Here is a 21,427-nt window from a genome sequence, read left to right on the forward strand (position 1 = left end):
GAATAGGAATATATAACCTTTTACTCACAATTAATTCTACCATAAGGATAGAAACCTAAAAGTATTAGGCTTTTGATTGCAAAAAAAGACAACCCAAAGGTTGTCTTTTTCATTACTTCAATTCAGCCCATCTTTTATCTAATGATTTTAATAGCTCCTCTTCAGACGTTTGGCCGCCGATGTATTCTTGTACATCCGCTCCAAATTTTTGCGTTACGCCTTCAGGGAATTTTGTCCATTCCCAAGGAAGCGTTTTTTGCTCCTTAGAATATTTAAGAAGTTCTTCACCTAAAGGTCCGATGTCTTTTGCTTCGATTGACTTAAAGGCTGGAATGTACTTAAAGTCTTCTACTAGTGCTTTTTGGCCTTCTTTAGATGTGACCATCCAGTTTAAGAAGTCTTTTGCTGCTTTTTTATCTGCCGCTGGTGCTTGTTTGTGAATAACCCAGTTGCTTGGAACGTCGATTGCAAGTTTGTCAGCTACAGCTGCATCATCGCTTAACGGCATAGGCAGAATGCCTACATCCATGTTCGGCGTAATTTTATCAAGCATTGGCTGAATCCAGTTTCCTTGCTGAATCATCGCTGCTTCACCGTTCGCAAACTTCGTTACTTGCGTGTTGTAGTCCGTCGTTAACGGATTTTTATTTCCGTATTTTACCGTTAAATCAAGCAGCTTTACATACTGTTTGAATTGCTCGTTTCCTGCGATTTTCGTACTGCCGTCATTTAATCCTTTAATAAATGCATCCGGATCTTTTTGACTAGCAAATGGAATATTTAAGCCGTGGTTTCCAAGCACCCACCACTCGCCGTAGCCGATAGAAAATGGCGTAATACCGGCAGCTTTCAGCTTTTTAGCCGCTGCTTCTAATTCTGAATATGTTTTTGGAAGTTCTTTGATGCCTGCTTTTTTGAACAGTTTTTTGTTATATGTAAATCCGTAGCCTTCAAGACTGATTGGCTGTCCATATACTTTACCGTCCATCGTCATTGGTGTAAGTGTGTTTTCGTACGCGTCATCAATCCAAGGCTGATCGGATAAATCTTCTAATTTATTTTTCCACGTTTTTGCCTCTTGATATCCGCCGTTTGTGAAAAGGTCAGGTGCATTCCCCGACGCAAACTGCGCTTTTAAAGCTGCTGCACCGTCAGCTCCTCCACCAACCGTTTGGATATTGAACTTCACATTTGGATGTTCTTTTGTGTATTGATCAGTTAGAGCTTTTAGCTGATCAGCGATTTCTACTTTTCCTTGAAATACATCTACTACTACTTGATCTCCGCCGCTTTTTTTATTACCCGATGCGCTTTCGTTTGAACACGCGGTTGAAAATAAAAGCGTAGCCGATAAAACACCTGCTGCTAAAGGCCATTTTTTCATTTTAAATGCCATTTTCCGTTCCTCCCTATTTGCTGCTGGTTTTGACGCCACAGCCTCAAAACCAGCCCTGTTGCCGATACTATTATTTAATTGAACCGCTTGTAATTCCTTTAACAATGTGTTTTTGCATTGCAAAGAAGAAGATTAATAGCGGGATAATACTGATTACAAGTGCTGCTAGTGCTAAATCCCACTGCTTTGTATACTGACCAAAGAAGAAGAATGTCGCAAGCGGAATCGTTCTTAGCTCAGGATCTTGAAGAACAAGAGACGGAAGTAAGAAGTCATTCCAAATCCATAGGCTGTTTAAGATAACTACGGTTACTGTAATTGGTTTTAATAACGGGAACACAATTCTCCAGAATACGCCTAGACGTGAGCATCCGTCGATGATTGCCGCTTCTTCTAGCTCAACTGGAATTCCTTTAATAAATCCGTGGTACAAGAAAATCGTCATACCTGAACCAAAGCCTAAATACATGATCACAATACCCCAGATGCTGTTTAACAGATTTAAGTTTCCTGCTACTTTTACAAGCGGAATCATGATAGATTGAAACGGAATAACCATTGCCGCTACGAATGCCATAAAAATAATACTGCTGATTTTTTTCTTTGTTCGAACCAGCATGTAAGCGGCCATTGAGCAGAAGATGACTAGAACTGCGTTACTGATGACTGTAATGATCAGCGAGTTGCTAAGCACTTTTAAGTAATTCATTTGGTTGAATGCATTAACAAAGTTTTGAAACTGAATCGTTGTCGGCAGCGCCGATGTGTTTGATAAAATTTCTGCAAATGACTTCAGTGAGTTTGAAAGCACGTAATAAAATGGAACCAAGAACACCAGTCCAAGCAGGACTGCTAAAATTTCAACAATAAAGGTTTTGCTCGTATATTTGTTTCCCATCACGATTCAACCTCCTTCTTCTTGGTGTATGTTACTTGAATAATTGTAATTGCTGCTACGACGATGAAGAAAATTAAGGCTTTTGCTTCACCTAGACCGTATCTGTTATTAACAAATGCTTCTGTATAAATGTTAAGCGCTAACATTTCTGTTGATTTAAATGGACCACCGTTTGTTAATGATAAGTTGACATCAAATACTTTGAATGACCATGAAATCGTTAAGAATAAACAAACCGTTACTGCCGGTGCTACCATTGGAATTGTAATGTGACGAAGAATTTGCCATCTGCTTGCTCCGTCAATTTTTGCTGCTTCAATTAGCTCTTGCGGTACGTTTTGCAGTGCTGCTGTGTAAATAAGCATGATATAACCCGCTCCTTGCCATACACTTACAATCACGATGCCCCAAAATGCTGTTTTTGCGTCTCCCAGCCAAGGAAGCTCAAAAAGCGAAATTCCCGTGATTTGTCCGATAGATGCAAATCCTTTTACAAAAATGAACTGCCATACAAATCCTAGTAAAAGTCCGCCAATTAAATTCGGCATAAAGAAAACCGTACGTAAAATGTTTCGTGTTTTTAACATTTGAGTAACAAGGATTGCTAACACGAACCCAACCACATTCGTTAAGATAATTGCAACGACCGTATATTTCGTTGTGATCCAAAACGATTGCTGAAACTGTTTATCTTCAGTGAATAAGTACTTAAAGTTATCAAGTCCCACCCAGTTAATCGTACCGTTTACTCCGTTCCAGTCTGTAAATGAGTAATAAATCCCTGTAAAAAATGGTATAAGTACAATCACACAAAATGCTAATAGTGCGGGTCCTACAAATAGTGCAAATAAACCTACATTTTTCAAATTTTTACGTCTTTTCGTATTAATGGATGGTTCTCTTTTAAGTTCTTGCTCTAAAGGAACATATTCTGTCTCCTGTAATTTACTTTGGCTATTCATCTTACTAGCACCTCCCTATGTCTTATTTTAGCGAAATCAGTTATTTATGAAACCGCTTTAATTGACGAGTAGGGTGTAAAATATTGACCTTTGTGCAACATTTTCTCCCCTGTGCACACTTTACGCATTTTTTTAAAGTATGTATGAAAGAAAAGCTAGAAGTGGACGGCGTATCTTCTTATCTTATACACTAGAAAAAAGATGTAGTTGGGAGGAACATACGCATGACAGTCAAACGAGCGTTAATTACGGGTGCCAATTCTGGAATGGGGCTGGCCACAACGATTGAACTAGCTAAAAAAGGATTCGAAGTCATTATGGTATGCCGAAATGAAGAAAGAGGAAATACGGCTTTAGAAGAAGCGAAGCGTCAAAGCGGATCGGATTCCATATCTCTTATGACCTGCGACTTAGCTTCTCTCGCTAGTATCCGGGCTTTCAGTGATGATTTTATGTCTCGCTACAGCGTGCTTGACGTGCTGATTAATAACGCTGGCGTGGTGACAGTTAAGCGGGAAACAACACAAGACGGATTCGAAATGATGCTTGGTGTTAATCATTTAGGTCACTTTTTATTAACTAATTTACTTTTAGAGCTGCTGAAAAAATCTCAGCAAGGACGCATTATAAACGTTGGGTCCGGTGCTCATAAATCTGGAAAAATAGACTTCAACAACCCTCACTTAACAACAGGATTCGGAATATGGCGAGGATACTCTCAGTCTAAATTAGCAAATAACTTATTTACGGTCAACTTAAGTAAAAAGCTAAAAGATACTTCTGTAACCGTAAATTGCCTACACCCCGGTGCAGTCTCTACCGCTATCGGCGTTAACCGTCAAACGGGTTTTGGAAAAAGCGTTCACGCCGTGCTTCGCCCTTTCTTTTTAACACCTCTTCAAGGTGCCGAAACAGCTATTTATTTAGCAGACAGCCCGGAAGTGACGCATATTAGCGGCGCTTACTTTTATAAAAAACGCGTGACTCCCACTTCTTCAAGAGCAAAAAATGAACGTCTTGCAGAAGAATTCTGGAACTGGAGTGCACGCGAAGTTGGCTTATAATGTAGAATAAAAAAAGGTCAGCTTTTCAGCTGACCTTTTCGTATTAGAAAAACGTTAGTCCTATAGCAAAAATAAAGCCTGATACAATTAAGGTCGTCACGCAGTAGCCCATTATATCGCGTGCTCCGAGCCCTGCGATAGCTAGTGCAGGCAGTGCCCAAAACGGCTGCGCCATATTCATCCATGCTTCTCCGTAAGCAATGGCCATCGCAGCGACTCCCGGATCTACGCCGAGCTGTTCAGCTGCCGGCATAATAAAAGGTCCTTGTACAACCCAGTGTCCTCCTCCAGACGGAACAAAAAAGTTCACAACGCCAGAACTTAAAAACGCAAGAAACGGAAATGTCGTTTCATTTGAAATCGAGATAAATGCGTTTGTTAGCTTCCCGCCTAAACCTGATAGCTCCATCATGCCTTGTATACCTGCATAAAACGGAAACTGAATCACAATCCCAGCGGTTCCTTTCGCCGCATTAGAAACGGCATTCATATAGGATAAAGGCGTGCGGTGAAGCAAAATACCCGTTGTAAAAAACAATAAATTCACTGTGTTAATATCCATTTTAAAACCGTTTGTAGCAAAATAATAAATTAAATATGAATACCCAAGAAGCGCAATCGTCAGACTTAAAAACCTGCTGTTCTCCATGCGTACAGCAAATGTTGGCTTAGAAGAAGTTGTCTCAACAACTGTAGCCGGAGCCATTTCATCTTCTGCCAACAGTCTTGGATCAATTTCTACCACTTCTTTTCCCGTCGGCATCATCAGTCTTGTCATAATAGGAAGGACAATTAATAATCCGAGGGTAATAAATAAGTTGTAGCCTGTAAAAATCGTGTCTGACAGCGGAATAAGTCCAGCTGTTTTTTCCATTGGGTTTCCAGGTGTAGCAGCGACAAGAGGAATCGAACCCGACAAGCCTCCGTGCCATGTTAAAAACCCTATGTAAGCACAGGCAATTAAAAACCGATAATCAGATCCCGGCACGCGTTTCGCTACTTCTTTCGCAAACAGCGCACCTACAATTAAGCCAAACCCCCAGTTAATCATACAGGCCATAGCTGCGCCGAGCGTGACCAGAATTACCCCTTGTGCCGGAGTTTTGGCTAATAGTGCTATGTTCACAAGCCACTTCTTTACAAGCGGCGAGCTGGCAAGCGCATGTCCCGTGACAAGGACTAAGCTCATTTGCATCGCAAATGCCAAAAGGTTCCAAAAGCCACTTCCCCAAAACTGAACCATTTCAATCGGCCCGTGAGGAGTAAAAACAATACCTGAGACAAATAAAATCAGCGTCAGGATTAAAGCAAATACAAACGGATCAGGTAAAAAACGCTGCACAAGCGTCGTAAAAAAATTAGATAACGCTTTCATTTTACTCCTCCTTTACAGGAATACTCCTGTGAATAAATGTCGACAAGCATCTTTAATTATACATAATTTGTTGAAAATTGTTAATATTTAGTTTAAATAAAAAACCCTTCTGTTTTTCAGAAGGGTTTTACACACTAAATGTTTGAATAAGAGTTGGCTCTCCGTCAAGTTCAATTTTCTTTTCTTGAAAGGAAATATGTAAGCTTTTATAAATATGTTTCCAAAATGAAATAGCCCGCTTATTGCCTGCAAGCTCAATAATCATATATGTTCCTTTTCGATGAGAGAAAATGTCTTTTACCGTTTTGGAAGCGATGCCCTGTCCTCGGTATTTGTTTAAGATAAAAAAATCATTGATGCAGTAATCTGCTTCTTGCTGAAGTGCGGGCTGTTCAAGAAGTAAAAAAAAGCCCGTCAGCTTATCATCTACTTTAATAAAGTATGGCGAGAGACCTTCTACTTTCCAAAACAGCGGCAGCTCTTCAAAGTGAAAAGCTCCATCTTCGCGAATATCTAAAGAAGGTGTATACGCAGATAAATCGTGGAGATAAAGAGAATACAAATTTTGCAAAACGCCCGCTTGGTTTTTAGGTACTTTTTCAATCGTAAGCATTCTTAGTTCATCCCCTTCTTTTCCTATCATAAGGGTTTTTTGTGAAAGTTTACAGTAAAAATGTTTGGGCAAAGTGAAGATGGATAGTCAAAAAGCTCTTTTTTCATTTTGTAGATGTATGAAACGCAATAAAAAAACGATCATCTCCGGTACTGTACGCTCCGTCTGATAATCGTTTTTTATGTTTTGTTTGCTGATGCTGAAGTTTTTCCTTCTTTGTTTTGGTTTTGCGGGTTTCCATGTCTGCAAATACAAACAGACTGCGGTTTAATTCTGGATTTCGCTTTCCTTCACGCGTCATTTTATCACGCATTTTTTTTGCTTTTGACTTTGCCATGTAACTTCCTCCCTATATAAATGATGTATACATATCTTACTGCTTTTTTATAAAATGTCAAGTGCAGAAGCACTGATGTATTGACAGTGCTTCTGTATAGTCAAGACTCTTTATTTTTCAGCATATCATCTAACTTTTGCTCCATACGCTGAAGCCTTTTTTCATTTGTCCCCTGCTTTTGAATCAACCTTTTTAAGCCTATAATAAATGCAATTATTACTCCTGCTATTCCTATCAGGATAAGCATCATAAGAATTTGAAAAATTATATCACCTGTATTAACCATAACTCCACCTTTAATCTATTTTTTTACATTATATCATTTTTTTGGTTGTTTTTGTTTTATTTTATAAAAAAAAGCTCTCAATGCTGAGAGCTTCATTTACTATCTTCATCGTAAACTGTCCACTTTTCCTGTTTGATTTGATTGGAAACATCAATTAGTTTATTTTTCACTCGGTCCTTTTCCGGTCCTGTTAAAGGCGTAGGTCGGTAGTCGTTTCGTGCTGTTGTGGAAGAAATACGGAATGGAATGACGTTGATGTCTTTATTCGTCGTTAGCTTTCCATCTTTAATCGTAAATGTCTGCTGAAATACAAATGTATCTTTATCACTTGGATTTTTGTTTCCGCCAAACATAAAGTTTCCTAAGCTATAGACAATAAATTTATTTTTGTACTCTTCAATTCCTTGAACAACATGAGGATGATGACCTAAAATTAAATCTGCTCCGTTATCAATTGTATATTTTGCCAATGCTTGCTGCGCTGTATCAGGAACATAGTGTCGTTCAGATCCCCAGTGGAAATGCACAATGATAATTTTAGCTCCTTTTTCTTTTAAAGACTTAATTCCGTCTTTAATCTGGCTTCTTATTTCTTTGGTGTCATCCCAGCCCGGATATCCAAGCAACCCTACTTTGACTCCTTTTACCGTTGTGACGTATGTATCTTCATAGCCAAAATAGCCTATTCCGCTTTTCTTCAAGTTCTCTCTTGTATCATCATATCCTTGCTGTAAATAATCACGTGTATGATTATTAGCTAAGTTAACGGTTTCAATACTTCCTTGTTTTAAAATATTCACAAAAGAAGGATCACCTTTAAAACGAAATGTTTTACTTGCTTTTTCGGTTGCAGTTGTCAGCGTCGTTTCTAAATTAACCGTTGTTAAATCATCTTGTTCAAAAATCGACTTTACATTTTGCGTAAAATACGGCAGGCCATTTCTTGCCGCTACGTCATTAAAAGTAGAATCATAGCTGAAGCTTTCATCATTTCCTAAAGTAAAATCTCCCGCTGCGCTAATTTTAATGGCTGTATTAATGCCCTCTTTTTTCTCTTTTTTTGTCGCTTCTTCTTTAGATTTTACAGCTTCTTCTTTTTTCTGCGGTTCAGAAGATGTTTGTTCTCCTGCTCCTCCGCACGCTCCCAGTAAAAAACACAAACTTCCATAAATAACAGCTTTTTTTAAATACTTGTTCATGTAACGTTAAAACCCCTTTTTACGTTTTAATAACTGTGTTTGGACATGGTGTTTAATGTACATTTCGCCAAATACATACAATCTTCCTGTTATATCGGCAAAATAAGTGAAATTTTTATAAAAAAAGGAAATTCCTATCTTCTTTTTGGGTTAGAACAAGAGGTTTTTGTAATACAAGCGTTATGAAGAAAACTGATGATCTTTGATAAACGTCAAGGAATTTACAAAAATATAGAGATTTTCAAACATCATCTAAAATAAAAAACCTCCTTTGCCCATGCAAAGAAGGTTTTATCTAAACTTAACAAATCGAATCATTAGATTTAGGGTTTTTGAGTCCAAATATCGGTCGGATAAATAGTGCTAAGCCTGTGCCAAGCATTGCCATAACCATCCATACCCATCCGTGGAGACTAAATGAAGCAATGCCGCCAAAGTAAGCGCCGATGTTACAGCCAAAAGCAAGACGCGCACCATACCCCATTAAAAGGCCGCCAACAACAGCTGCACCTGCAACTCCGGGCTTAATCTTTCCTGGTTTGAACGTCCCTTGCGCCGTCGCTGAAATGAAGGCACCTAATATAATCCCAAAGTTTAACACGCTGGTAGAATCTGCTAGCACACTTTGCGTTAGCGCTTCTCCATTTGCACCTTGGAAAAATCCCCAGCTTGATACATCTATTCCAGCTGCCATCATCGCTTTTCCGCCCCATAATGCAAAAGCAGAAGTGATTCCCCAAGGGTTTCCTCTTACAGCAAGCGTCAATGCATTTAATACGGCCAGCACAATCGCTGCTGTGAATAGAGGCCAAGAGCCGCGAATAATCTTTTTCCACCCTTTTGTAGTAGGAAGCTGTTTCATCATAGGCGGATTTTTCTTTTTAGCAATTTGAATCGTAATCCAGTAAATCGCTGCGAACGCGATAAGCTGTATAATCCAAGCTCCAAAATAACCAAGACCTGTCGATTCAGCTAATGAGATAGGGGGAAGCGAAGGTTGCTTTTGCCAAAATGGCAAATGATACGCCCCAAACATAGAACCTACAATAAAAGCTAAAAGCGTTAAAATCATAGAAGAAGAGCCGCCACCTAACGAATAAAGCGTCCCTGAGGCACATCCATTTCCTAACTGCATGCCAATTCCAAACATAAACGAACCAACGATCACGCTTACTCCTACAGGTGAAACATATCCTTTTGGCGTTACCCCTGTAAAGCTAAAGCCTGTACTTAAAATAATAGCAAACAGCGTTGACGCAATTGCAAGCATAAGCATATGCGCTTGCAAGCCTTGAACATTGCCGACAGATACAAGGCGGCGAAATGCTGATGTAAAGCCAAAACGTGCGTATAGAAGCGTCATCCCTAACGCTAGGCCGATAATAAATAAAACACCTTGCGTCCAATTAGTCGTGAGCACAATCGCAAGAAATAAAATAACTGCTGCTATAACCCCTCCTGCAAATAATGGCTTTTGCATAGGACTTAATTCTGTTACAACAGTAGTAGGCTTTGATTTATATGATGAGTGCAACGTTTGCGACACACCATCCACTCCTTTTCTGATAGAAATACTAAGAATTAATATTTATCATCTTATAGCACTTCCCTTCTCCTGTAAACTGTTTAGCAAAATGAAAGTGAATTGTTTATTTTTTAAATATTCTTACCTTTAGTCATACAAAAAGCAGAAGTTTCTGTTCTTCTGCTTTTTGCTGCTAAGCGTAAATAGAATGAATCTCTTTTAAAGGTTTAGGATTAGGCTTTGCAAAATAATACCCTTGAAACAAATCATAACCCATCTCTATCAGGCATTTTAAATCTTCTTCTGTCTCTACTCCTTCCGCAAGAGCCTTCGCCCCCATTTTATGGGTGATAGCTAACATCTCTTGGGCCACTTTTTTCTGTTTCTCATTTTTACTGACTCCGTTTGTGAATTCAAATGCTAACTTCACCACGTCAGGCTCCACTTCTAAAAGCCTCTTCAGCGTGTTATAACCAACCCCTACGTCATCTAAAGCATATTTAAATCCGTGGGAACGATAATAATTCAAAATGTTTTTTAAATGCTCAATATCTTGAACATCCTCGGTTTCAATCACTTCAAACACTATTTGTTCGGGTTTTATATTCAATTCTTGAATTAACGCAAATGTAGATGCCAAGCAATGCTCGGGATTATATATTGCTGTAGGAATAAAGTTAATAAAAATCAGCTGACGATCAATAATACTAGCATTTTTTACAGCTTCTAAGCGGCAGGCTCGGTCAAGAGCGAAGGTTTTATTTCTTATTTGAGCAGCTTCAAACATTTTAAAAGGCGGTATAATACTTCCATCTTCTTCTAATCCTCTTGATAAAATTTCGTGGCCAACGATATGCACGCGTTCGTGATCAATCGATACAATGGGCTGATAATATGAGCAAATTCGCTTGTCTTCAATCAGCTCATCAATCCACAAGGCATCTTTCATTTTTTGAAAAACGGTGATTGGCTCCATACCCCGCAGGTTTTCAAATGGGCTCCGCTGCTGGGCTTCTACAGCCCACACATGCCGAGGGTCTAGATGCTGATGAACATAATCCATAAAACTCCAAAAGATATCTTCCCTCATCCAGACCATATCTTCTCCAAGAGTCTTCCATTGGCTTTGAGAAATATCTTTAAAGTATTTTTCCAATTTCTTCACATCGCTTGATTTCTGAAAAGAAACCGTATATCCTGTCCTAATTGGCAGACACGCGTCGCACCCCATAGCTCATCTTCTCCCTCATTTATCATCAGTTTTTTGTATGTATACATGGATAGTTCTTAGGAACTATACCACTTTTAAGAAACTTACAAACCCTATTTTCCCGTTAAAATAGAATGTACCAAAAAGTTTTGGTAAAATGATAGACGTATTTTATTGTCTACATCATAAGACGCACTTGATAAAAGGAAGTGAACGATACATGAGCAAAAACCGTTTTACGAAGTGGTTTTTATTTTCTTTAATACTCTTTGCCTTAAGTACCGGAGCAATGTATTATATGCTGTATCTATCATACTGGGCGTATTCTATTAAACTGTTTTTAATCGCGGTGCCGCTCTTCACCTTATTATCGGTTGCTTTTGGTTCGTTGGTAATCGTACATGAGCGCAAAAGAAAACGTGTATTTCATCTGCAAAACGATGGAAGCAGTCCTAAAAGTACGTTTATTCAAGGTTTTTCCGAAATAACGGTAGGAGCAGGATTCATTGTGCTGTGCTTTTTTCTTTTTCTTTATTTTCTAATGGATTATTGAGTACATATAAAAAAGACGAGCAGGCAGCTCGTCTTTTTTTATTTGGATCTTTCTAGAATATCTCGAACGCTTGCATAGTCAAGCTCTTTATAAGTGCCAACACCTGGTTTTACAAAGGTCTTTTCAACAATCGCATCAAATTCACGATCATCAATATCATAGTCACGCAAGCAGTTCGGGGCTCCTAAGTCATTCCAGAAAGTGCGCAGCGCTTTTGCTCCTTCCATTGCTGTTTCTTCATCGCTTTTTCCTGCTGGATCAATGTCAAATACGTTTACAGCCAATTGCTTTACACGGGAAGGGTCTTCTTTTAAGACGTGCTCCAGCCAGTTAGGGAACAAGATAGCAAGACCGCCTCCGTGGGGAATATCATATACGGCCGACAGAGCATGTTCGATACGGTGAGTAGCCCAGTCTCCTCCGTCCGTTCCGTTTGCTAAGCTTCCGTTAAATGCCGTCGTGCTGATATACATCATCGTTTCACGATACTTATAAGAAGTCAGGTCTTTAAGAAGCTTAGGACCTTCTTTTACAGCCGTTCTTAGTAAAGATTCAATAAAGCCGTCGATCATCGGCGTGTTTTCCGTGCGATGAAAATAGTGTTCAAGCGCATGCGACATACTGTCAACAATTCCATAGACTGTTTGGTCGCGCGGCACTGAAAACGTGTACGCCGGATCTAAGATAGAAAAGACGGGAAATACGTGAGAAGACGTCCAACCTAGCTTTTCTTTTGTTTCCCAATTTGTAATAACAGAAGTTGAATTCATTTCAGACCCAGTTGCTGCAAGTGTTAAGACCGTTCCAAAAGGAAGAGCACCTGTAATCTCTTTTTTACGTGTAATTAAATCCCATGTATTTCCTTCATACACGGCTCCAGCTGCAATAGCTTTTGTACAATCGATCACACTTCCTCCCCCAACGGCTAAGAGAAAATCAATGTTTTCTTTTTTACATATGTCAACGCCTTTAGCAACCGTAGTCAAACGAGGGTTCGGTTCTACACCAGACAGCTCGTGAACAACTGCGTTAATAGACTGAAGTTCAGCTTTCACTTCGTCGTATACGCCATTTCGTTTGATGCTTCCTCCTCCGTATACTAACAGAACGTTTACTTGTTTATGATAAGAAGCAAGCTCTTGCGATAGCTTCGTAATTTGATTTTTTCCAAAGTATAATTTTGTAGGATTGTGCTGCAAAAATATATTCATGTTCTACACCTCTAGTTTCATGTCTTATAAAAAGTGTAGCACGAAAACAACTTCATCATTATTGAAGATTCTCTATATCTATTATCAATATTTTTGATAACCTTCTTGAACAAGTGAAATAAATTGTTGAATAGGTGCCGTCAGCCATTTTTTCTTTTTGAATATGAGCTGTGAATAAAGATAAAATTCTTCGTGGTCAAACGGAACTTTAATCAGCTTTCCACTTTCCATCTCTTGTTTTACCGCTATTTCCGGTACAAGAGCAATACCTAAATTATCCGCTACGCACTGTTTAATCGCTTCAAGACTGCTAAATGATATGACCGATTGCATATGAATACCGCTGCTGCGCATCATCTCTTCTAAAAGCGTGCGATAAGGGCAGCCGCTCTCAGTTAAAATGATGGTCTCTCCCTCAAACTCTTCCATTAGAACGCTGTTTCTTTTACTAAAAGAATGGGAAGGCGAAGCAATCATAACCATTTTTTCTTTTCGAATAGGAATCACTTCTAAGCTTGAAGATGTTTGAAGGCGATCAAGTAAAACGGCTACATCATACTTTCCGTCAATAATTCCTTGTGTTAAATTTGGACATAAACCCGCTTCTAGCATAATCTTTAGAGAAGGGTGCTGCTTTTTTAATTCACGAATATACGGTGTAATAAAATAAGCGGCCAGCGACTCCACGGTTCCTATTGAAACGGTTCCTCTAGCATCTTCGTTCGTAGTAAGGCGCTCTTTTGCTTCATTTAATAACTCGATTACTTGATTCACATAATAAAGCAATTCTTCACCAGGCTGAGTCAGCTTCATTTTTTGTCCTGTTCGTTCAAATAGTTTTTGACCGTAATGATCCTCTAATTTTTTTATATGAGTGGTAACGCTTGACTGAGCATACCCTAACTCCTCGCCCGTTCGTGTATAGCTCCCCCACTTCGCTACTTCTTTGAATGTATATAAATAGTTAATATCCATATGCTGCTCCTTATGTACTGCTGTTTGGTTTCGTTGTCTATATGCTAAAGCTGTTCTAGTAATTAGAACTTATACGTAACTAGAATCACAGTACAGTATAAGCGAACTCGTTTTGCCAAGCAATTTTATCAACCTTAAAAATTCTTTTTATATTAGGCAATTACGCCGTTTTTTGTTCATAGAATGAAAAACAAACCTATGAAAAGAAAGGGTGTATCTCATGACAGCCTACAAAGAAGTATTATATAAAGGAAAACGCTTTGTACTGATTCACGTATATGATTCAGGATACTGTGAAATCCGACCGATTGATCATGCTTTTAAAGTCGAACTTGTGCGATTAGACGAGATAGAACAATGTGGATAACAGTCATGAACGCAGCTAATGCAGCTGCTTTTTTGTTTGTATTAAAAACAAGTGGATGAGATAAAAATAGCTGAATTGGCTGGCCTTTTACATAATTTCTTCCTGTATACTTTGTAACTAAGGATATTCGCACTTATTTAGTTTCTATACTTACTCGAGGTGATTACATGAAAAAAGGCTGGCTGGAATGGGTATTATTATCCGTGGCGTTAATTTGGGGAGCTAATTATACAATCGGAAAATTTGGAGTTGCTCATATGTCTTCCATTCAATTTAGCGCACTGCGTTTTATAATGGTTGCTCCTATTCTTTTACTTATCACAGGAATAATAGAGCGAGGCATTCGTATTGAAAAAAAAGACTGGGGACGCTTAATAGCGGTCAGTATAGTAGGCGTTACGCTCTACCAAACGCTGTTTATGGTATCTGTTAAGTATACGACAGCTACCAATGCTTCTTTACTTATTTCGATGTCTCCTATTTTCACAGGAATCCTAGCTATATTATATAAGCATGAAGCTTTTTCATTAAAAACACAGCTAGGCTCTGTGCTTGCTTTTTTCGGGGCTGCGTTTGTACTGTTATTTGGTCACTCTAGTCATGCACTGTCGCAGCTTGCATGGTTCGGAAACATCATGGGGATTGTGGCAGCCATTGCTTGGGGCTGGTACCCGATTTTAGCAAAACCTTTAGTCGTAAAATATTCTGCTTTGCGCGTGACTGCGTGGTCTGCTTTAATCGGCGCTATTCCGCTTACTGTCTACTGTCTTTTCACCTATCAAACGCTTATCTGGCCCACAGATATAGTCAGCTGGAGCTCTCTGGCATACTCTGTTCTATTTGTGACGGTGTACGGACTCGTGATGTGGTATGTAGGAATTGGAAAAATCGGCTCGACAAAAGTAATGGTTTACATGTATGTTATTCCTTTGTTCGCCGTTGTTTTTGCTGCTGTAACTATTGGAGAGACCATCAATGCTATGCAGCTGCTTGGAGGACTTATTATTTTTAGCGGTTTGTATATTGTCAAAAAAAGCCCTGCTCCTAAAACAGCTCTTAAACTTAAAAAAGCAAACTAACAAGAGTAACGGGTTCGGTTGATTTATGCTAATAACGCTCAGATTTTTTCTGGGCGTTATTCGTATATTATTTTAATGTCCTACTTGAATTAAACGCTCGTTAGTTTGACTAATGAACATTTTTTAGTTTATATTCATGAGTGATTTTATGCTGATTGTATACGCGTTTAAAACCGTTTCGTTCATAAAATAGTTTCGCTTTGTCCGTGTCTGTATAGAGAACGAGACTGTCGTAATAATTCTCTGCATAGTGAATAATTTCTTTTAAAAGTTGTTTGCCTATACCCTTTCTGCGAAACTGAGCTGAAACATAAAACCTCCTTACTCTCCCAGCGTTAGCATACTGGCTGTAAGGATTTTGATTAAGGCCGGCTACGCCAATTAATTTGTTTTTTTTACCGTAAACTCCCCACAATCTTTCGCCTGTTTTGTTAAATACGTTTTGCCCGTTTTTATACTCCGCTACTAGCTTGGTAAGAAAGAAAAAGCCTGCCTCCTGGCTTTCTATTAACAGCTCTTTTATATCATGCTCCACAAGATACGTTAGCCTAATGATTCTCATATACCTCCTCTCCGTTCAGCAGGTGTCTTGTTTATTTCGATAGAATGCTTGTTATACATTAATCCTGCCATGCCTATTAGAGCCGTTAAAAGTAGCATGAAGCTTGAAAATAGATATACAAACCTTACCCCAAACAGATCGGCTACTGTCCCTACAAATGCGATGGAAAGTATAAACACAGCCTGTACAAGAGTTGATTTTGCCGCTATTACTTTAGGAAACATCCCGTTGCTGCAGGTATTTTGATAAATGGTTTCCTGAGCTACATCTCGAAGCTGATAGGCAGGACCCATCATGATCAAAAGTACTAAAGCTAGATACGGGTTCGTTACTAGACCGTAAAAACCGGTTAAAACAGCATAACCAATTGAGCCTAAGAACATAAAAAGCAAAAGCCTTCCTTTTACCATAGAAGACATGCGGTACACAATAATTCCTCCAACTATGCTTCCAAAATAATACGCACCGTTTATATATCCCCACCACGCTTCTCCTTTTTCAAGCACTTCTTTCACAAAAGAAAGAGTAATAGCTCCAATCCAAATGGTTCCAAAAAGCGACTCGATGATGTCCATTATAACGAGGGCTCTGATGCGTTTATGTATCCATAAAAAGCGCCATCCTTCCATTAGTTTTGCCGCTCTTCGCTTTTGTGTTTGTTTATATGTGTGGGCTTCTTTTATAAACAGTAAGCAAACAAATGAGATCGATAGAAGACCTGCCGTTATAAATAGAGACTGAGTGGATCCCGTTAAGGACAAAACGAAACCACCAAGCGACCACCCTGCAAACAGAAAAGTTTGATCAATTGTTGAAAGCAAGCTATTCGCCTGCATTCTTTGACTATCATTTACTAAGCTGCGTACAACTGACGTTTTAAAAATGGAAAAAAAGCCGTTAAAAAAAGAAATGATTCCAACAATGATAAAACCCATCGTTAGTACTGTGACTGTAAATTCTTGTGTAAGCAGCACATACAATCCAACAAGCATCCCTATCTGTATCACTTGAACAAACCGCATAATGTGAATGGATTTATACATATCGTCTAGTAAAGGTACGCTAAGGCCGCTAAGGAGCCGTGCAAGTAAGCTCGTCATCGTAATCATCGACGCAAGAGCTGTTGAACCGGTGTTTTCCTTTATATAGGAAGTGACAGCCAATGTATAAAGAACAAAACCTACATTTGCGGTTACTTGACTTGCTGCTAAAAGATAAAAACGCTGAGTCAATTCTTTTCTCCTTTCTGTTAGACGTAACATGCAAAAAGATAATTCGTTTTTTGTTAATTTTTCCCTTTTAAACTATAACACTATTTGACGAAATCCAAAACTATCTATAATTTAGTAGATGGAGGTTTTTATGTTTAAATATAGTTTTCTTATTGTTCTTATCGCTTTTTTACTTATTAACTTTAACGGCCAGGAAAATCAAATTGTAGGAGGCAAAATAAAAAAGGAGCGAAGTGAGGTTTTCTTTGGCGAATACGACAGCTTTACGGGCCGCTACTCCCGGAGCATTAAACTCAAAAAAGGTGTAACCTACGCTTTTACGCTATCTAAAAATACCAAAAGCGGAGACCTGTCCCTGTACGTAGAAGATCCAAAACAGACACGATTTTTTGAAATGACTAATAACTCTCTTTATTTAACACCCGAAAAAACGAGGAGATATCGTATTAATTTTGTAGGCTCTGAGCATAAAGGCTCTTTTCAGCTTCATTGGAAAAGCAGTAATCAAAAAGAGAGCGAAAAATTTGTGTAATACCATTTTAGACAACGCTTAAACGAGGAGGAATGGTTTATGATCATTAATCAAGCTGTCCTGTACACCCACTTATTGGACACAATGAAGGATTTTTATGTAAATTCTCTCGATTTCCCATTAACCGCCGCTTCACCGCATTCTTTTTCCATCAAGGTTGGTGAAAGTGAGCTAACCTTTAAAGAAAGTTCTCTACATACAAAGCCCTTTTACCATTTTGCTTTTAATGTTCCAGCAAACCGATTTATGGAAGCAAAGCAATGGGCTACTCAGAGAGTCTTCCTCAATACGGAAGAGAAGAAAGATGAGATTTATTTTGAAGCATTTGATGCTCATTCCTTTTATTTTGAAGACCCTGCTCATAATATTGTTGAATACATTTCAAGACATTCGGACTGCCCGTCATCCAAGGACCCCTTTTCTTCTAAGTCGCTTTTAAGCATAGGAGAAATCAACTTGACAACTCCTCATGTCCACTCTGTAGGGACACAGCTTATTAACTCCGGTATCAACGTGCGCAACAACAGGCTATTAAACGAGACCTTTAACTTTTTAGGAAGCGGCAGTGCGTTTTTTCTTGTAGGGATGCCTAAAAGACGGTGGTTTTTTTCGAACCAAGACTCTGAAGTTCATCCATTAATGGTAAAGGTTAATCATTCTCTAACGCTTGCGCTCGACGAAGAAGGAATGTTGAAGATTACGCAAGAATGATTGTTTTTTTAATAAAGCCACGTAACAAGCGAACTTGTTACGTGGCTATTTTCGCTCAAAATTCAGCACATACTCCCCCTATAGGTTGTGTATATAGTTCTCGATGTCCTTTCTGTTCATCAGCATAAAAACCTTGTAATCCTCATCATTTTTAAGCTTTTTAAACCGGTTTCTCATCTTTTTTTTCCGTTCTCGATACGTAGTAAGAATAAACGTAAAAAATGACCAATCTACTTTTTCAGGGCATCCTTTTGCCATATCTTCACGCGTTTTTCTTGCATATACGATTCTCCGCTTTATTACTCGGTACACACAAACGATTAGCGGCAGCTCTAAATAAATAATGGTATCTGCACGCTTCACTCGCACGTCATACGAATTGCTGTAGTTCCCGTCGATAATCCAGCTGTCTTTTTTTACAATGTGCTCCTGCAATTCTCTAAAGCTATCATTGTCTCTTTCCGTCCAGCCAGGCTGCCAATACAGGCTGTCTAAATGATATACTTCTAGATCAAGCTTTTCCCCTAATTTCTTGGCAAATGTAGACTTTCCTACTCCTGGAGAGACGCCCATTACCAGTACTCTTTTCATCTCATCACCTTACCTTTTTAAGAAATAAAGCTGATTGAAGAGAAGGTAGCTGTTTATAGCTGACTCGGCGCATTCAGTGTACTCGGAGCGAACTGCTTTATAAAACGACTTCATGTTAGGATTTTTATTTCCATGATTTTCAGGCAACCTATAAATATTCATTATAAATTCCTATATTCCTTCTTGCTTTGTAGTAAATAGGTTGCTTTTATGAATCGTTTCCTTTACCTTAAATGTGAGTATATAAAAGTAAGGTGAAAAAAATGAATGCATCTATGCTAAAGAGATTTTTACGAAACCTCGGTATTTTTGTTTATATTGTCATTGCAGCTATTAATATTTACTTAACAAGAAATGATTTGGGCGATATGCTTACCCGCCTTGTGCTGCTGACTATTTTACTTCCTTTGTTTTTTAGTTTTGTGTATGCGTTAGGAAAATCACATTTTAAAAGACAAGAAGAGCTCGCTGAACAAGAGAAGAAGAAAGAGTAAAAAAAGCCTTTTATCGAGGGGGATTCCCCTTTCTAAAAGGCTTTTTACTTTTTTTCATATAGCTGAACATTAACTACATCAGGATGAACGTGATACTGTTTGGCAACTTGATTTACCATTTGCTGAATTTCTCTTTTCTTATGAGAAGAAAGGTGTTCGCGGGGCAGAAGAACTAGAATTTGAGCTTCCGCATAGTTATTCAGCACCCTAACTTCTTGAAAGCCATGCTGCGTCAAAAAAGCTTTTAACGCTTTTTCAAAGTCTGTGCTTTCTTTTTGAACAATGATAGAAGGCTGATCGTAAGAAAATAGCGAAATCTCTTTCTCTTCAGGCTTTGTATACACCGCCCAAGCAGTTATGAGCACTGTGACAGAAATACCCATATTTAACATCCACCTTTTCATACCACGAACGCTCCTTTTAATTAAGTTTGTTCATGATATGAAAAAATTCGTTCATTCATGCGTTATCTTCCTAGCCAGCCTCCGTCTACAGCAAGTAAGTGCCCATGAATATAGGCAGATGCATCAGATGCTAAAAAGACAACCGCTCCTTTAAAATCATCTGCTTCCCCCCATCTGCCTGCGGGAATACGTTCAATGATTTGTCTGCTGCGCGTTTCATCGTTAATAAGTGCTTCATTCATATCAGTAGCAATATACCCTGGTACAATTCCATTAACATTTACGCCTTTTGCTGCCCATTCATTAGATAAAGCCTTTGTAAGCTGAGCAACTCCGCCTTTTGCTGCAGCATAGGCCGGAACGGTAATACCGCCTTGGTAAGAAAGCAAAGATGCCATATTAATGATTTTTCCGCTTCCTTGTTTAAGCATTTGGAAGCCTGCCTGCTGACATAACAGCCATACGGTTTTTAAATTAACATTCATAACAGCATCCCAATCTTCCTCTGCAAAGTCTACAGCGGGTGAACGTCTTTGAATGCCAGCGTTGTTCACTAAAATATCGAGCTTGCCAAAATAAGCAGCAACCGATGAGATCGCTTCGCTTACTTCAAAAGCATTTTCCAGATCACAATTAACAATAAAGCATTTTCTTCCAAGACGTTCAATTTCTTCTTTTACTCCAAGAAATTCCTTTGATCGCTGCAAAAGAGCGATATCCGAACCTGCTTCTGCCAAAGCAATCGCCATTGATCTTCCAATTCCTCTTGTTGCTCCCGTAATCGCTGCTACTTTACCATCTAAAGAAAATAAATCTACTGTCATTGTTCATTCTCCTCTCCATTTGGTGCAAATAAAACCTTAAGTGATTCATCAGGCCGCTGCATAAACTCAAACCCCGCTTGAATATTTTCAAGCGGCAGTTTATGAGAAATTAAAGAATCTGCTGCTATTTCACCGCTTGCCAGTAAATCAATAGCCGTCTGAAAATCTTCCCTTGTATAACATCTCGTTGTAGTTAATGAAATTTCTTTAAAGTGCATCGCTGCTAAATCTACTTCTGGAGCGTTTTTGTATACGCTCACCACCACAATCTCTCCCTGAATACGGCTTGTTTCAACCATTTGTTTTGCTGTAATTTGATTTCCGGCTACTTCAAATACAACATCTGCACCGACGTAATTCGTAAGCAAACGCACTTCTTTTACGACGTCTTTTTTCATTGCATCAATTGGTATAAAGCCAAGTTCTTTCGCTTTAGTTAAGCGATAAGAACTAATATCTGAGATCATTACTTTTTTTGCTCCTGCTCGTTTCGCAATCATCCCGATCAGCAGTCCAATAGGTCCTGCTCCTAAAATGACAGCTTGGTCTCCTACTTTCAACCGTGAGCGTCGTACTGTATGTACGGCAACCGCTACAGGTTCTGCAAGAGCTGCATGCGCGCTAGACAGTTTCTCTGGCAAGAGGTGAAGGCGGTTCACCGGAACAGCCACGTACTGCGCAAACCCTCCATCTTGATCAATGCCGATTAGTTTTAACTGTTTACAAACGTGAAACTGTCCTCTTACACAGGCTTCGCACGTTCCGCAGCTAAGCGTAGGTTCAACTGCTACGCGGTCACCTAAAGAAAATTCCGTCTCTCCCCGAATCTCTTCTATCACTCCGCTAAATTCATGTCCCATAGTCAGTGGCACCTGTGCTCTAGGATGTTTTCCAAAATAAATCATCATATCCGTTCCGCAAATTCCAGCATGGGATACCTTTACAAGCGCTTCCCCTTCTTTTATAACCGGTTTCGTTTTTTGCTGCATAACGGCTTTCGTTTCTGAAACGTAGACACCTGCTTTCA

At 39.0% G+C, this 21,427-nt stretch carries 25 protein-coding genes; 7 read left to right on the forward strand and 18 right to left on the reverse strand.

Annotated features, from left to right (window positions below):
• Nucleotides 1–112: 112 nt before the first annotated feature.
• The 3 genes from AC3WJG_RS25680 to AC3WJG_RS25690 all read right to left on the reverse strand — a co-directional run bounded on the left by AC3WJG_RS25680 (nt 113) and on the right by AC3WJG_RS25690 (nt 3,256).
• Nucleotides 113–1,396 (reverse strand): ABC transporter substrate-binding protein, encoded by a 1,284-nt coding sequence (locus AC3WJG_RS25680; protein WP_060746821.1) that lies wholly within the window; start codon nt 1,394–1,396, stop codon nt 113–115.
• 70 nt (nt 1,397–1,466) lie between these two features.
• Nucleotides 1,467–2,294 carry a carbohydrate ABC transporter permease gene (locus tag AC3WJG_RS25685; protein WP_013057493.1) on the reverse strand — a complete coding sequence of 276 codons (828 nt, stop codon included), beginning with the start codon at nt 2,292–2,294 and terminating at the stop codon, nt 1,467–1,469.
• Nucleotides 2,294–3,256: a carbohydrate ABC transporter permease gene (locus tag AC3WJG_RS25690; protein ID WP_028408977.1), complete on the reverse strand. Its 963-nt coding sequence runs from the start codon at nt 3,254–3,256 to the stop codon at nt 2,294–2,296. The genes AC3WJG_RS25685 and AC3WJG_RS25690 overlap by 1 nt, the downstream gene beginning before the upstream one ends.
• A gap of 224 nt (nt 3,257–3,480) precedes the next feature.
• Between AC3WJG_RS25690 and AC3WJG_RS25695 the strand changes: the two genes are divergently transcribed.
• Nucleotides 3,481–4,320 carry an SDR family oxidoreductase gene (locus tag AC3WJG_RS25695; RefSeq protein ID WP_102813010.1) on the forward strand — a complete coding sequence of 280 codons (840 nt, stop codon included), beginning with the start codon at nt 3,481–3,483 and terminating at the stop codon, nt 4,318–4,320.
• Between the two features lie 43 nt (nt 4,321–4,363).
• Here the strand turns inward: AC3WJG_RS25695 and AC3WJG_RS25700 are convergent, their stop codons facing one another.
• The 7 genes from AC3WJG_RS25700 to AC3WJG_RS25730 form a co-directional block, all read right to left on the reverse strand.
• Nucleotides 4,364–5,695 carry a TIGR00366 family protein gene (locus tag AC3WJG_RS25700; protein WP_098248239.1) on the reverse strand — a complete coding sequence of 444 codons (1,332 nt, stop codon included), beginning with the start codon at nt 5,693–5,695 and terminating at the stop codon, nt 4,364–4,366.
• A 127-nt stretch (nt 5,696–5,822) separates the two neighbouring features.
• Nucleotides 5,823–6,308, reverse strand: coding sequence for a GNAT family N-acetyltransferase (locus AC3WJG_RS25705; protein WP_013057497.1), 486 nt, complete (start codon nt 6,306–6,308; stop codon nt 5,823–5,825).
• Nucleotides 6,309–6,411: 103 nt separating this feature from the next.
• Nucleotides 6,412–6,645, reverse strand: coding sequence for a ribosome rescue factor BrfA (gene brfA / locus AC3WJG_RS25710; RefSeq protein ID WP_028408981.1), 234 nt, complete (start codon nt 6,643–6,645; stop codon nt 6,412–6,414).
• 100 nt (nt 6,646–6,745) lie between these two features.
• Entirely contained in the window at nt 6,746–6,931 is a 186-nt protein-coding gene (locus AC3WJG_RS25715; protein WP_102813011.1) for a DUF4083 family protein, read from the reverse strand.
• A 92-nt stretch (nt 6,932–7,023) separates the two neighbouring features.
• Complete coding sequence (locus AC3WJG_RS25720) at nt 7,024–8,130, reverse strand: CapA family protein (protein ID WP_098659258.1); 1,107 nt, start codon at nt 8,128–8,130, stop codon at nt 7,024–7,026.
• A gap of 301 nt (nt 8,131–8,431) precedes the next feature.
• On the reverse strand, nt 8,432–9,676 hold the full coding sequence (locus AC3WJG_RS25725; protein WP_098248237.1) for a YeeE/YedE family protein: 1,245 nt from the start codon (nt 9,674–9,676) through the stop codon (nt 8,432–8,434).
• 172 nt (nt 9,677–9,848) lie between these two features.
• A complete protein-coding gene (locus tag AC3WJG_RS25730) occupies nt 9,849–10,886 on the reverse strand; it encodes an EAL domain-containing protein (RefSeq protein ID WP_098659257.1) in 1,038 nt (345 codons plus the stop codon).
• Between the two features lie 199 nt (nt 10,887–11,085).
• Between AC3WJG_RS25730 and AC3WJG_RS25735 the strand changes: the two genes are divergently transcribed.
• On the forward strand, nt 11,086–11,418 hold the full coding sequence (locus AC3WJG_RS25735; RefSeq protein ID WP_337134517.1) for a hypothetical protein: 333 nt from the start codon (nt 11,086–11,088) through the stop codon (nt 11,416–11,418).
• Nucleotides 11,419–11,456: 38 nt separating this feature from the next.
• Here AC3WJG_RS25735 and AC3WJG_RS25740 read toward each other — a convergent pair whose 3' ends face one another.
• Nucleotides 11,457–12,629 carry an iron-containing alcohol dehydrogenase gene (locus AC3WJG_RS25740; protein ID WP_098659256.1) on the reverse strand — a complete coding sequence of 391 codons (1,173 nt, stop codon included), beginning with the start codon at nt 12,627–12,629 and terminating at the stop codon, nt 11,457–11,459.
• A gap of 84 nt (nt 12,630–12,713) precedes the next feature.
• Nucleotides 12,714–13,604, reverse strand: coding sequence for a LysR family transcriptional regulator (locus AC3WJG_RS25745; RefSeq protein WP_098659255.1), 891 nt, complete (start codon nt 13,602–13,604; stop codon nt 12,714–12,716).
• Nucleotides 13,605–13,824: 220 nt separating this feature from the next.
• On the opposite strand from AC3WJG_RS25745, the gene AC3WJG_RS25750 reads away from it, so the two are divergent.
• Nucleotides 13,825–13,971: a hypothetical protein gene (locus tag AC3WJG_RS25750; protein WP_013057506.1), complete on the forward strand. Its 147-nt coding sequence runs from the start codon at nt 13,825–13,827 to the stop codon at nt 13,969–13,971.
• Nucleotides 13,972–14,138: 167 nt separating this feature from the next.
• Nucleotides 14,139–15,050 carry a DMT family transporter gene (locus tag AC3WJG_RS25755; RefSeq protein WP_102813012.1) on the forward strand — a complete coding sequence of 304 codons (912 nt, stop codon included), beginning with the start codon at nt 14,139–14,141 and terminating at the stop codon, nt 15,048–15,050.
• Between the two features lie 109 nt (nt 15,051–15,159).
• On the opposite strand, the gene AC3WJG_RS25760 is transcribed toward AC3WJG_RS25755, so the two are convergent.
• Together AC3WJG_RS25760 and AC3WJG_RS25765 are read right to left on the reverse strand one after the other, a co-directional pair.
• Nucleotides 15,160–15,612, reverse strand: a complete 453-nt coding sequence (locus AC3WJG_RS25760; protein WP_098790571.1) for a GNAT family N-acetyltransferase — start codon at nt 15,610–15,612, stop codon at nt 15,160–15,162.
• Complete coding sequence (locus AC3WJG_RS25765) at nt 15,609–16,844, reverse strand: MFS transporter (protein ID WP_337134520.1); 1,236 nt, start codon at nt 16,842–16,844, stop codon at nt 15,609–15,611. Before AC3WJG_RS25765 ends, AC3WJG_RS25760 begins: the two co-directional genes overlap by 4 nt.
• Before the next feature lie 130 nt (nt 16,845–16,974).
• Between AC3WJG_RS25765 and AC3WJG_RS25770 the strand changes: the two genes are divergently transcribed.
• Together AC3WJG_RS25770 and AC3WJG_RS25775 are read left to right on the forward strand one after the other, a co-directional pair.
• Nucleotides 16,975–17,376, forward strand: a complete 402-nt coding sequence (locus AC3WJG_RS25770; protein ID WP_028408992.1) for a hypothetical protein — start codon at nt 16,975–16,977, stop codon at nt 17,374–17,376.
• Between the two features lie 39 nt (nt 17,377–17,415).
• The gene (locus AC3WJG_RS25775; protein ID WP_337134521.1) at nt 17,416–18,087 is read left to right on the forward strand and encodes a VOC family protein; all 672 of its coding nucleotides are present in this window, start codon (nt 17,416–17,418) and stop codon (nt 18,085–18,087) included.
• 78 nt (nt 18,088–18,165) lie between these two features.
• On the opposite strand, the gene AC3WJG_RS25780 is transcribed toward AC3WJG_RS25775, so the two are convergent.
• Nucleotides 18,166–18,678: a P-loop NTPase family protein gene (locus AC3WJG_RS25780; protein ID WP_028408994.1), complete on the reverse strand. Its 513-nt coding sequence runs from the start codon at nt 18,676–18,678 to the stop codon at nt 18,166–18,168.
• A 263-nt stretch (nt 18,679–18,941) separates the two neighbouring features.
• Here AC3WJG_RS25780 and AC3WJG_RS25785 point away from each other — a divergent pair, with 263 nt between their 5' ends.
• Nucleotides 18,942–19,172 carry a hypothetical protein gene (locus AC3WJG_RS25785; RefSeq protein ID WP_043981603.1) on the forward strand — a complete coding sequence of 77 codons (231 nt, stop codon included), beginning with the start codon at nt 18,942–18,944 and terminating at the stop codon, nt 19,170–19,172.
• Nucleotides 19,173–19,216: 44 nt separating this feature from the next.
• Here the strand turns inward: AC3WJG_RS25785 and AC3WJG_RS25790 are convergent, their stop codons facing one another.
• The 3 genes from AC3WJG_RS25790 to AC3WJG_RS25800 form a co-directional block, all read right to left on the reverse strand.
• On the reverse strand, nt 19,217–19,576 hold the full coding sequence (locus AC3WJG_RS25790) for a hypothetical protein (RefSeq protein ID WP_098334470.1): 360 nt from the start codon (nt 19,574–19,576) through the stop codon (nt 19,217–19,219).
• Between the two features lie 62 nt (nt 19,577–19,638).
• A complete protein-coding gene (locus AC3WJG_RS25795; protein ID WP_337134522.1) occupies nt 19,639–20,400 on the reverse strand; it encodes an SDR family oxidoreductase in 762 nt (253 codons plus the stop codon).
• On the reverse strand, nt 20,397–21,427 hold a 1,031-nt coding region (locus AC3WJG_RS25800; RefSeq protein ID WP_492588860.1), incomplete at its 5' end, for a zinc-dependent alcohol dehydrogenase. The genes AC3WJG_RS25795 and AC3WJG_RS25800, both read right to left, overlap by 4 nt.

It is taken from the genome of Priestia sp. FW507-14D1A (genome assembly GCF_058781295.1).

Coding starts and splice junctions, on each gene's coding strand:
- AC3WJG_RS25680 (WP_060746821.1), bottom strand. CDS start 1,396: ATGGCATTTAAAATGAAAAAATGGCCTTTAGCAGCAGGTGTTTTATCG.
- AC3WJG_RS25685 (WP_013057493.1), bottom strand. CDS start 2,294: ATGGGAAACAAATATACGAGCAAAACCTTTATTGTTGAAATTTTAGCA.
- AC3WJG_RS25690 (WP_028408977.1), bottom strand. CDS start 3,256: ATGAATAGCCAAAGTAAATTACAGGAGACAGAATATGTTCCTTTAGAG.
- AC3WJG_RS25695 (WP_102813010.1), top strand. CDS start 3,481: ATGACAGTCAAACGAGCGTTAATTACGGGTGCCAATTCTGGAATGGGG.
- AC3WJG_RS25700 (WP_098248239.1), bottom strand. CDS start 5,695: ATGAAAGCGTTATCTAATTTTTTTACGACGCTTGTGCAGCGTTTTTTA.
- AC3WJG_RS25705 (WP_013057497.1), bottom strand. CDS start 6,308: ATGCTTACGATTGAAAAAGTACCTAAAAACCAAGCGGGCGTTTTGCAA.
- brfA (WP_028408981.1), bottom strand. CDS start 6,645: ATGGCAAAGTCAAAAGCAAAAAAAATGCGTGATAAAATGACGCGTGAA.
- AC3WJG_RS25715 (WP_102813011.1), bottom strand. CDS start 6,931: ATGGTTAATACAGGTGATATAATTTTTCAAATTCTTATGATGCTTATC.
- AC3WJG_RS25720 (WP_098659258.1), bottom strand. CDS start 8,130: ATGAACAAGTATTTAAAAAAAGCTGTTATTTATGGAAGTTTGTGTTTT.
- AC3WJG_RS25730 (WP_098659257.1), bottom strand. CDS start 10,886: ATGGGGTGCGACGCGTGTCTGCCAATTAGGACAGGATATACGGTTTCT.
- AC3WJG_RS25735 (WP_337134517.1), top strand. CDS start 11,086: ATGAGCAAAAACCGTTTTACGAAGTGGTTTTTATTTTCTTTAATACTC.
- AC3WJG_RS25740 (WP_098659256.1), bottom strand. CDS start 12,629: ATGAATATATTTTTGCAGCACAATCCTACAAAATTATACTTTGGAAAA.
- AC3WJG_RS25745 (WP_098659255.1), bottom strand. CDS start 13,604: ATGGATATTAACTATTTATATACATTCAAAGAAGTAGCGAAGTGGGGG.
- AC3WJG_RS25750 (WP_013057506.1), top strand. CDS start 13,825: ATGACAGCCTACAAAGAAGTATTATATAAAGGAAAACGCTTTGTACTG.
- AC3WJG_RS25755 (WP_102813012.1), top strand. CDS start 14,139: ATGAAAAAAGGCTGGCTGGAATGGGTATTATTATCCGTGGCGTTAATT.
- AC3WJG_RS25760 (WP_098790571.1), bottom strand. CDS start 15,612: ATGAGAATCATTAGGCTAACGTATCTTGTGGAGCATGATATAAAAGAG.
- AC3WJG_RS25770 (WP_028408992.1), top strand. CDS start 16,975: ATGTTTAAATATAGTTTTCTTATTGTTCTTATCGCTTTTTTACTTATT.
- AC3WJG_RS25775 (WP_337134521.1), top strand. CDS start 17,416: ATGATCATTAATCAAGCTGTCCTGTACACCCACTTATTGGACACAATG.
- AC3WJG_RS25780 (WP_028408994.1), bottom strand. CDS start 18,678: ATGAAAAGAGTACTGGTAATGGGCGTCTCTCCAGGAGTAGGAAAGTCT.
- AC3WJG_RS25785 (WP_043981603.1), top strand. CDS start 18,942: ATGAATGCATCTATGCTAAAGAGATTTTTACGAAACCTCGGTATTTTT.
- AC3WJG_RS25790 (WP_098334470.1), bottom strand. CDS start 19,576: ATGAAAAGGTGGATGTTAAATATGGGTATTTCTGTCACAGTGCTCATA.
- AC3WJG_RS25795 (WP_337134522.1), bottom strand. CDS start 20,400: ATGACAGTAGATTTATTTTCTTTAGATGGTAAAGTAGCAGCGATTACG.